This window comes from Kitasatospora sp. NPDC056531 (genome assembly GCF_042794375.1).
In the GTDB taxonomy this organism is placed as follows: domain Bacteria; phylum Actinomycetota; class Actinomycetes; order Streptomycetales; family Streptomycetaceae; genus Kitasatospora.
The window spans coordinates 1-4,775 of record NZ_JBHTTU010000209.1 but is presented as its reverse complement, the minus strand read 5'-3'; the positions used below and the strand labels follow the sequence as shown (position 1 = coordinate 4,775).

Below are 4,775 nucleotides of genomic sequence, written 5' to 3'. Positions count from 1 at the left end.
GTGCAGGCCGCGAAGCTGCTGATGAACCTCAACAACGCGGTGAACGCGCTGTCCGGACTGCCGCTGCGCGAGCAACTCGGCGCCCGGGCGTACCGCACCTGCCTGGCCCGGTGCCAGCGGGAGGCGCTGGCCGCCTTCCGGGCGGCGGGCATCGTGCCCGCCCGGCTCGGCCCGGTGCCGCCGCACTGGACGCCCCGCGTGCTCGGGCTGCCCGACGCGCTGTTCCGCCGGCTGGCCGCCGCCAGCCTGCGGATCGACGCCCGGGCCCGCTCGTCCATGTGGGAGGACCTGCAGCGCGGCCGCCCGACCGAGATCGACTCGCTCCAGGGCGAGGTGATCGCGCTGGCCGGGCGGCACGGCCTGTCGGCCCCGGCCAACGCCCGGCTGGTCGCGCTGGTCCGCGAGGCCGAGCGGGCCGGTCCGGGCACCGCGCGGCCGTGGTCGGGCCCGCAGCTGCTGGCCGCGCTGGAGGGCTGAGGCGCTACCGTCCCGGCAGCCGCGGTTCGACGTACTCGACGGTCTGCATCATGCCGAGGTCCTCGTGCTGCAGCTGGTGGCAGTGGGCGACCGTGCGGCCGGTGAAGTCCTCGTACCTGACCAGGAAGGTGACCTCCTCGCCGGGCTCGCCGCCGGCCAGCCCGATGGTGTCCTGCCAGACCGGCGGGTCGAGCCGTTCGCCGTTGCGGTGGGTGACCAGGACGTGGTTGGTGTGCAGGTGGAAGGGGTGGATGAAGGCCGACCTGGTCTCGTGGGTGCGGACGGTCCAGCGTTCGACGGTGCCGAGCGGCAGGATGTGGTTGATGTAGCGGGGGTCGAACAGGCCGTAGGCCGGGTCCCGGGTCAAGTCGCCGTCGGGGTCGACCGCGGGGGTCGGGTTGCTGCCCAGGAGGCGGTAGGCGTTGGGGAACGGCGCGTCGAAGACGCCCTGGTCGACGTGGAAGACCACCTCGCGGTCGGCGTCCGGGTCGGTGATGTCGCCCTCGGCGAGGAAGGGCTTGCCGGGCGGCAGCGCGGTCGGCAGCTCCATCGGCGGTTCGACGGGCTCCCCCGCCACCTCGACCGTCAGCAGCGGCTTCGACACCCCGCCGGCCCGCAGCTCGTAGGTGCCGGGTGCGCCGCCCCGGACCAGGACGTCGGCGCGGTTGCCCATGGCCAGGTTCACCGTGTCGGTGGCGACCACGGCCGGGAAGGTCACGCCGTCCTGCGCGATCTGGTGGAAGGTGAGGGACTGCCCGTCGCCGGCGAGCCGCAGCCCCAGCGCGGTGAACGCGGTCGCGGCCACCAGCCGCCAGCGCTGCACCTCGCCCGGGCGCAGCGCGATGGTGGGGTTGACCTCGCCGTTGACGGTGAGGGTGGCCGGAACGGCGGCCAGCGCATTGCCGGAGGTGAAGTCGGGGACCCTGCCGTCCTTGAGTCTGAGCTCGTTGACGCAGACGACGAGGTCGGCGGCCGCCTTGATCTCGGGCACCTCGTCGACGTCGCCCTCGACGATCAGGACCCCGGCCATCCCGCCGACGATCTGCACGGCGGTGGCCCCGTGCAGGTGCGGGTGGTACCAGTAGGTGCCGGCCGGGTGGTCGGCCGGGATGTCGATGGTGGTCACGTACTGCGGTTCCGGGTCGCCGGCGTCGACCTCGTCGGCCGTGCGCGGCGCGAAGGCGCGCCGGACGTTGTCGGCGTGCCCGGACGGGGAGACGTGTAGGCCGTGGGTGTGCAGGTTGAAGCTGTTGAGGTGGTGCGGCCGGTTGTGGTCGCCGTTGTAGGGCTGGTTCGGTGGTAGGCCGTTGACCTGGGTCAGCCGCAGGGTGTCCCCGCCGCGCAACCGCAGGGTCGGCCCCGGGATCGCCCCGTTGTAGGTGCGGGTGGTGACCGACCCGTAGCCGGGGACGGAGAGCTCCGTGAACCGCACGTCGAGCGTCTGCTCGAGCACCTCCGACGCCCGGCCGTGTGCCGCTCGCGAGGTCCGTACGTCGGCGGGCTGTGGGAACGGCGCTCTCGTCCTCGCCGTCGCCGCGACCGCGCGTCGGTGCTCGAGGATTGCGCACGAGGCCCCCAAGAGGACCGCCGTGGGGATCGCCTTGAGCACCGATCGGCGACTGATTCCGACATTTTCGCTCATGTCCGGGCAATCTAAGTCACATTGGCAAGCCCCTCCGGAAGGCACACCGCACGGGCACGAGACGGCCCGTCACTTGAGTTCGCGCTTGAGGATCTTGCCGGTGGCCGTCATCGGCAGCTGCTCGACGATCTCCACGATGCGGGGGTACTTGTGACCGGCCATCTGCTCCCGGCCCCAGGCGATCAGCTCCTCGGGGGTGGCCTCGGCACCGGGCGCCAGGATGACGAAGGCCTTGACCTCCTCGCCGTAACGGTCCTGGGGGACGCCGACGACGGCGGCCAGGCTGATCGCGGGGTGGGTCATCAGCACCTCCTCGACCTCGCGCGGGTACACGTTGAAGCCGCCCCGGATGATCATGTCCTTGACCCGGTCGACGATGTAGTAGAAGCCGTCCTCGTCCCTCCGGGCCAGGTCACCGGTACGGAACCAGCCGTCCCTGATCGCCTCGGCGGTGGCCTCGGGCCGGTTGTAGTAGCCCTTCATCACGCCGTGGCCCTTGACCGCGAGTTCACCGACCGCGCCGGTGCCGGTGACCTCCGACCAGTCGGGGTTGATCAGCTTGACCGTCACGCCCCAGACCGGGACGCCGACCGAGCCGGGGCGCGGCTCGCGGTCCGGATCGGAGAAGGTCACCGCCGGCGAGGTCTCGGAGAGGCCGTAGCCCTCCAGGATCCGGACGTGGAGCCGCTCCTTGACCCGGCTGATGATCTCCACCGGCAGCGGGGCGCCGCCGGAGACCCCGATCCGCAGGTTGCGGGCGATCCGGTCCACGTCGACGGCGTCGGTGAGGACGCCCAGCAGGCCCCACCACATGGTCGGGACACCGGCGAAGAAGGTGATCTCCTCGGTGCTCATCAGACGCACGACCTGCTCCGCGTCGAAGCGCGGCATCAGATGGAGGGTGGCCGCCGTCGAGAAGCCGGTGTGCATCTGGATGGTGGCGCCGAAGGTGTGGAACAGCGGCAGGCACAGGAGGTGGCTGTCGGTGGCCGGCGTGCTCCGGAACATCCGGTTGCACGCCATCACGTTCATCATCGTGTTGGCGTGGGAGAGTTCGGCTCCCTTGGGCTGGCCGGTGGTGCCCGAGGTGTAGAGGATGACGGCGGTGTCGGTCGCCTCGGTGGCCACCGGGTCGAAGACCGGGGGCTTCCCTGCGAGTGCCGCGCCCAGGGTCTCCGCGTCCCCGATCGGCGAGGGCGCGGCCGGATCGGCGGTGATCAGGAAGAAGTCCTCGCAGGTGTCGACCTCGTTCCACGCCTTCCAGCCCTCCTCGCCGATGGCCAGGCCCGGCGTCCCCTCGTAGCAGAAGTAGGCCTCCGCCTCGGCGTCGCGCAGGTGGTAGGCCACCTCCCGGGACTTGAGCAGGATGTTGAGCGGGACGACCACCGCGCCGGCCTTGAGGATGCCGTAGTAGACGATCGGGAACTGCGGCACGTTCGGACAGCTCAGCGCCACCCGGTCGCCGGGCCGGATCCCCCGCTCCACCAGCAGGTTGGCGACCTGGTTCGCGGCCGCTTCGACCTCGGCGTAGGTGAGCCGCGTCGAACCGAGGACCAGGGCGTCACGGCTCGGGTACGTGCGGGCGGAATCCTCAAGCAGGACCGACAGGTTCAGCATGGTGCCTTCCGAAGGTGTGGATCCGGTCCCGGCCGCAGGGGTGGCTCTCCTGCGGCCCGGCCCGGGGCGGGCGGGGGTCACACGTCGATGGACTCGCGTCATCATCGCCGCCCGGGTGAATCACGACCAGTGCCCGGCCGGAGATCGCGCCCGCACGATGTTCACCGCGGCTGCCGCGCCTTGCGTCTGCCAGGGCGCGTCTGACAATTCGCGGCGGATCAGCGCGCGGCGCTGGGGTGCGTGCATCGCAAGGCGGAGGAAGAAGTACATACGGAGCATCGGCGACTGACGACAACGCAGCGAGGTGCGTGCCCCGGCGTCGCGCGCCCGGCGGGAATTGTCAGACACGCCCACGAGTCGGTGTGAAGTCCGGGAGGCGCTCCAGGCTCTCGGCGACGGCGGCGAAGCCGTAGTCGAGCATCCGCTGCTCGTACTCCTCGACGGCGGAGGGGAGTTCGGCCTCGCCCCGCTGGACGGCGGTGAGCGAGCGGGTGAGCAGCGCGGCGTCGCGCAGGGCCGTGTTGGCGCCCTGGCCGCCGCTCGGCGGCATCGAGTGGATCGCGTCCCCGAGCAGGGTGACCCGGCGGGTGCCGCCCCAGTGCGGTACGGGCTTGGCGTAACGGACCGTCAGGGGCGAGCTGTTGACGACATCGGCGCCGCGTACCAGGTCGACGAGGTCGGGGTGCCAGCCGTCCAGCAGGGCGAGCAGTTCACCGCGAACGCCCTCCCAGCCCGCCGGCTCGGCCGGGACGGGGCCGGGAAGCATCACCACCCAGCGCAAGTAGCTCTCGGTGTCGGGGAGTCGGACGTCGGGCGCGAGCTCGGCGGCCGCGCGCCGCGGCGGCCGGCGGAACTCCATCCGGCCGAGCAGCATGCTCACGCCGGGGCCGTGCACGACGGTGCCGAAGCCCGGCACCAGCGCGGCGAACCGCTCGGTGAGCGGGGTGCGCCCGAGGACGGCGTTGCCGGGGACGGTGACCACCTCGGCCGCGGGCAGCAGCCGGCGGCGCACCGCCGAGCCCACGCCGTCCGCGCCCAC

At 72.1% G+C, this 4,775-nt stretch carries 5 protein-coding genes; 1 reads left to right on the top strand and 4 read right to left on the bottom strand.

Annotated features, from left to right (window positions below):
- Positions 1-477: ketopantoate reductase C-terminal domain-containing protein (locus ACFQ87_RS44275; RefSeq protein ID WP_380616719.1), on the top strand; the 477-nt coding region annotated here is incomplete at its 5' end.
- Positions 478-481: 4 nt separating this feature from the next.
- On the opposite strand, the gene ACFQ87_RS44270 is transcribed toward ACFQ87_RS44275, so the two are convergent.
- From ACFQ87_RS44270 to ACFQ87_RS44255, 4 genes are all read right to left on the bottom strand, one after another.
- On the bottom strand, positions 482-1,930 hold the full coding sequence (locus tag ACFQ87_RS44270) for a multicopper oxidase family protein (protein WP_380616718.1): 1,449 nt from the start codon (positions 1,928-1,930) through the stop codon (positions 482-484).
- Positions 1,931-2,188: 258 nt separating this feature from the next.
- A complete protein-coding gene (locus ACFQ87_RS44265; protein ID WP_380616717.1) occupies positions 2,189-3,736 on the bottom strand; it encodes a long-chain fatty acid--CoA ligase in 1,548 nt (515 codons plus the stop codon).
- 120 nt (positions 3,737-3,856) lie between these two features.
- A complete protein-coding gene (locus ACFQ87_RS44260) occupies positions 3,857-4,006 on the bottom strand; it encodes a hypothetical protein (protein WP_380616716.1) in 150 nt (49 codons plus the stop codon).
- A 70-nt stretch (positions 4,007-4,076) separates the two neighbouring features.
- A partial coding sequence (locus ACFQ87_RS44255; RefSeq protein ID WP_380616715.1) for an FAD-dependent oxidoreductase occupies positions 4,077-4,775 on the bottom strand: 699 nt, incomplete at its 5' end.